Raw genomic sequence first — 4,874 nt, forward strand, 5'->3', positions numbered from 1 at the left:
ACAAAAATTTAAGCTTAGAATACTAGTGAACAAAATTAATGAAGAAAAAACTTGTTTTTTAGCTCAGTTCTTTGTTGGCAACTGGCTTTTTTCATTCATTCGGTAGAATATACACTAACGCGGTAAATTCAGTATTGACTTCCTTTAAATCATTCTTAATTCCGATTGGATTCTTTATCAGTAATTCTGGGTCATAAACGAAACAAATTAGGACTTTACAATCTGAATGTTTACGGTAATTTGCTTTGTCAATTATAAGCTGCTCACCAATTTGTTTATCCTTTAAACCATTTCTAGTTTTTTTTACTTCAATAACAATTTTTTCCTTTTTTAGTAAAAAATCACTTCTTTTAGAACTTCCAGCATAACTTGGATTCCATTCTTCTGCTCTGATGTCATCAAAATGAATTTTAAGCAATCCGTGAAGTAAATCTTGAACATCATACTCATCTTTTATTATTATCGTTTTCCTTGAAATTCCATCTTCCTTTCTTCTGTTTTTTAGTTGATTTGCAACTGAATGAAATCGTTTTAAGACGTTTTCAATTTTTTCTATATCTGTCGGATTGTAAATTTTAGTTAAAATTCCCTCTCTTTGATTTGATTCAGTTTCTGCAAGTTTTACGAATTTTTCAAATACCTCAATTGTTCTTTTTCTATTTCCATCAATTGTTGGAATTGGAACTGGAATTGGTTTTGATTTTAAAGTTAAATCTTCTACTGCTTCTGTAAAGTAACTTTCAAAAGATTTCAGATGGTCAATAAAATTTTTAGCTTGAGAAATTAAGTCTTCAGATGTCGAAAATTTTTCAGGTATTGATAAGTCGCCAAAAACATCTGCTATAATATGGGTTATTTCTCGCATACATTGCACAATATGGCTGGAATTAGGGAATTCTCCATACCCTTTTAACGGTCGGTATTCATTCATATCCAAAAGAAAATCTTTGTAATTCGCGAGTATAAACTTTTTTAAATATTCTCTCGATTTAGGTATGAAATTTATGTCGATTTCCATTTGTTGGTAACTAGCTTTATTGCGTTATGTTATGTGTTTTGAACCATTGTAGCGTATTGTCTTAATGCCGATTTATAATTTGAAATAGATTTTTCACTTCTCAATCCATTTAACTTATTTGCTATTTCAACAACACAGCTTTCATTGTAAAGATTTTTCTCGGAAATATCTTCACCAATTAATTTAGAAACTGTATTCAAGTAAGAAATATATGATTTTGTTGAAGAAGCAACGTAATCATTCTTACCAACTCCATTTCTTTCTATCCATTCTAAATATTTACGTTCGTTTTTTATCATAATTAGCAGAATTTTTAATTCAATTAATGTTTCGCTTTTTTTCAAACGCTATGTTGTAATTCAATTTCTGGCATTTCATCGTATGTTCTGCCGTTAAGAATTCTACCGTTTTTCTTTTTGTTTTTTCCGCCCCATTGTTTAAAGAAAAATGCAACATCTGCCTTTTCACATTGCTCTTGAATATCAATTACCCAATCAGCATCCATTGGTCTCGGATTGTGTCCGCTTTCTCCACCAACAATTACCCAATCTATATTTTCTAAATTCAGATTCGGAAGCGCTCCGATTAATGGTTCAAGCGATAAAAATTTCACTCTTGCATTAGTTCTTCTCAAATAGTCAATTCTATTTTCTACTTTTTGTTCTTCAACTGAAACTCCCATCCAAATATTATGGCTCCACTTTAATTCTTTGTGGAACTTCAATAGTCTTTCCGCTCTTTTGGTCAAGACTTGAAAAACGTGTTGCGGATTATCGTTCATTACCTTAAAAACCTTTTTTATAAATTCTAAAGGTATCTCTTCGTGAAATAAATCGCTCATAGAATTCACAAAAACTACTTTTGACTTTTTCCAAGTATAAGGTACTTTTAAGGCTGATTCGTGTGTGCGAACTTTGAAATTGTCTTTATATTTTTCAACTCCCATAGCTTGAAGTCGTTTAGACATAATTTCTGCATAACAGAATTTACAACCTTGGGAAACTTTTGTGCAACCAGTTGTAGGATTCCAAGTCATTTCAGTCCATTCTATGCTTGATTGAGCCATTTTACTATTTATTTAATTATTTTATAGTTTACAATATTATACTTTCTAAATACATTTTCATAATTCAGGAATGGTGATTTGCCTTCATAGTCCAATTTTCCTTCTTTTTTCATTTGTTTTAATAAATCAACTGCGTGTTGAGGAATATGACCATTTGCATAAGTATACATAAGTACTTGTTTGTTGGTTACTGATGTATTTTCTAATAATTTTGATTCTAAATCGTTTTTAAATTTCTCAATTTTCGTCATCTTTTTCCCTTCAAACATATCGAGTTGAATTTTAGTTTTGTCTTCGTCAATATCAAAATCAGCTTCTCCATTTAAGTTATTTCTTTTCCACGCAATTTTTAAAAATTTATCAACTGCAGCATAGTTTTTTGCACCAAAAATAATTCCATAAATATTGGCATTTTTTTTAATGGAAAATGGAAATAATTTTAACTCTGAATTTTCTGGAAGTCTTGAGTTGATTTTATTGAAAACCAAACGATGCATATTTCTATATTCTTCACTTTCTAATTCTTCAATTTCAATTTCTAGTGCTTTTTTGAATTCCTCTGTCTTACCATATCTTTTGAAGAAGGATGATGAAACAAAATAAATAAAATCAGTTGTATTTAATTTTTCTAATTCATCAACATATTCTTGAGAAATAAACTTAACACCATTTTGGTCTAAATAGACTAAAGATGGAAATTCTTGAATTGTGGGTAACAGTTTGAAAAATAAGTCTTCAGCATTTTCATTGTAATAATTTACAGTAAGAAAATATTTAAATTTGGGATTTAATAGTATAAATTCCTCGCAATTTTTTTTGAGTAACTCAAACTTTTTTTGAGCCTTTAAATTTGGTTCAAATTCATTAAGGTGCAGAACAATTTTTGTTTTACTCTGCAAAATATTCCCTAACTGTTCATTGATTTTATTCAAAATCCGAATTGGACTTCCTGGAATATTATTTGAGTCATAACCTGGGCCAGAAAAAAAATCAAAAATATGTATTTCGCCAAAACGAGGTTGCATTACGAAAGTCGGTATCCAAGCTTGAGCGTAATCCTCAAATATCTCAAGTTTAGTTATTGTTCCATTATCAAATGGTTCAGAATGTATGTTTTTTCCACTCATTTAAATTCTTGATTCAGGTGTTGGTAAATTGCTTTTATTTAGGTTGTTTTCCATAGTCTGTTATTTTTAAATGTGGAAGACTACCTAATTTATATTTTTTTGAACTTAACTCCTTTAGTATTTTTTCTTTTTCTATTCCAAAACTTTTTGAAATATAATGAAAATGTGGTTGTTTTTTGTCTAGCCAAGTTTCAACTCCGTTGAGACTATTTTGATTTGTAAAGAAACAATGGAAAATATCATCTTTTTCTAAAAATTTAGAAATAGTCATTTTTCTTTGGTTGATTGCTTGTTTTAATTGACCATCACTTAACTCTGTTTTGCCAAAAGTTTTGACCTCTCCATTATCCTTCACTTCGTAAGCTATTGGCATTTTTTTTGTGTCAAATTGGTCTTGTGTGATTTCAGATTTGTATTGACTTAATTTGTATCCGTGTTTTTCACAAGCCTCAAATATAAGAGCAGCTAATAAATCACTCGTCAAAACAACTCCTTTTAATAATTTAACTTGTTCTGATTTTTTTGCGGTAGATAAAAGGTCAATCAAATTCTTTGGGATTTTTATTTTTCGAATTTCGGCAAGCTTTTCATTCCACAATTTCATTCCTTCGATAAAAACTTCTCTGCTTTTTTTAGAAGGTTTTTTTTGCCCATTCATTTCATCTTTTGGGATACCTGATTTTATCATATGGGAAGTGACAGTATAGTCTCCGTAAAATTTTATTGGGTCTACTAATTCGAAAGTATCTTTTTGCTTAATACTGATTAGTTTTTCTCCTGTTTTTTTATTTATGATTGTCTGAACTTGAATTTGGTCTTGAGAATCTATGTTTTTTGAATTAAGTTTACGATTGGCTGTTTTCTTTTTCATTCTTAATTTTCCATAAGAATTTTTGAATATTTTTCCGCGTTTAGTTTTTTTGTCACCTTTGCCCATTAATTTGACCTTGATTTCTTTTCAGCTTGTTGCCAACGGGTTTGAGCATGAAAAGTTGCGATTATTGAAATCGTAATTTTTCAGTTGTATAAATATATTATTTTTTTGATTTAGAACCATTCTATTTTACTGAATTAAGCAATTTTTTATGCGCGGTGTTGCAAAACTGTAGCTTTTCATTCTGGTGCTAAAAATCGTACCGTTTCGATTCTCAAATCCGTTAAGATTGGCAAAATCATAAATGTTTCTTGATTTAGTTAGAATTTATCATTTTAAGATTTCGTTCTGGTCATTTCTCCGTTATAATTGGCAAAATCATAAATGTTTTTCGATTTAGTTATAATTTATCATTTTAGGATTTCGTTCCGCCCATTTCTCCGCTATTTTGCTAAAATCAATCCGTTTCATTGCTTAATTCCTTTCTAATTGGTGATTTTATCCGTTTCAACTTTTTACTCCGCAATTGTGCTTAAAATCGTACCGATTCAATTTTCAAAATCCGACGACTTAACAGTTAATCAATATTTTAAACTCATTAAACTAAAATTGTGGATTTCCGTCGGAAATCCGCTATATTTTGCAACTTGTTATATCCAAATAATATTAACCGTTTACTGTTACTATTTTCCGGATAAACGCATGTTTTATATTTGTTTTTGATTTTGCAATTTTTTCAATAGCTAATATAAATAAAATATGTGTAAAATTAACACCATTTATTAATTT

General features: G+C 29.4%; 5 protein-coding genes. All 5 read right to left on the reverse strand.

Features of this window, described 5'->3' with window-relative positions; genetic code table 11:
* Positions 1–91 precede the first annotated feature (91 nt).
* Positions 92–931, reverse strand: coding sequence for a PD-(D/E)XK nuclease domain-containing protein (locus tag IEW75_RS12660; RefSeq protein ID WP_204744228.1), 840 nt, complete (start codon positions 929–931; stop codon positions 92–94).
* Positions 932–1,047: 116 nt separating this feature from the next.
* Positions 1,048–1,317 (reverse strand): hypothetical protein, encoded by a 270-nt coding sequence (locus IEW75_RS12665; RefSeq protein WP_134249080.1) that lies wholly within the window; start codon positions 1,315–1,317, stop codon positions 1,048–1,050.
* 41 nt (positions 1,318–1,358) lie between these two features.
* Complete coding sequence (locus tag IEW75_RS12670) at positions 1,359–2,084, reverse strand: DUF5131 family protein (RefSeq protein WP_134249081.1); 726 nt, start codon at positions 2,082–2,084, stop codon at positions 1,359–1,361.
* 8 nt (positions 2,085–2,092) lie between these two features.
* Positions 2,093–3,211, reverse strand: coding sequence for a three-Cys-motif partner protein TcmP (gene tcmP / locus IEW75_RS12675; protein ID WP_134249082.1), 1,119 nt, complete (start codon positions 3,209–3,211; stop codon positions 2,093–2,095).
* A 34-nt stretch (positions 3,212–3,245) separates the two neighbouring features.
* Positions 3,246–4,148, reverse strand: a complete 903-nt coding sequence (locus IEW75_RS15970) for a 30S ribosomal protein THX (RefSeq protein ID WP_134249083.1) — start codon at positions 4,146–4,148, stop codon at positions 3,246–3,248.
* Positions 4,149–4,874 lie beyond the last annotated feature (726 nt).

Origin of the sequence: Lutibacter litoralis (genome assembly GCF_014646675.1) — a bacterium.
In the GTDB taxonomy this organism is placed as follows: domain Bacteria; phylum Bacteroidota; class Bacteroidia; order Flavobacteriales; family Flavobacteriaceae; genus Lutibacter; species Lutibacter litoralis.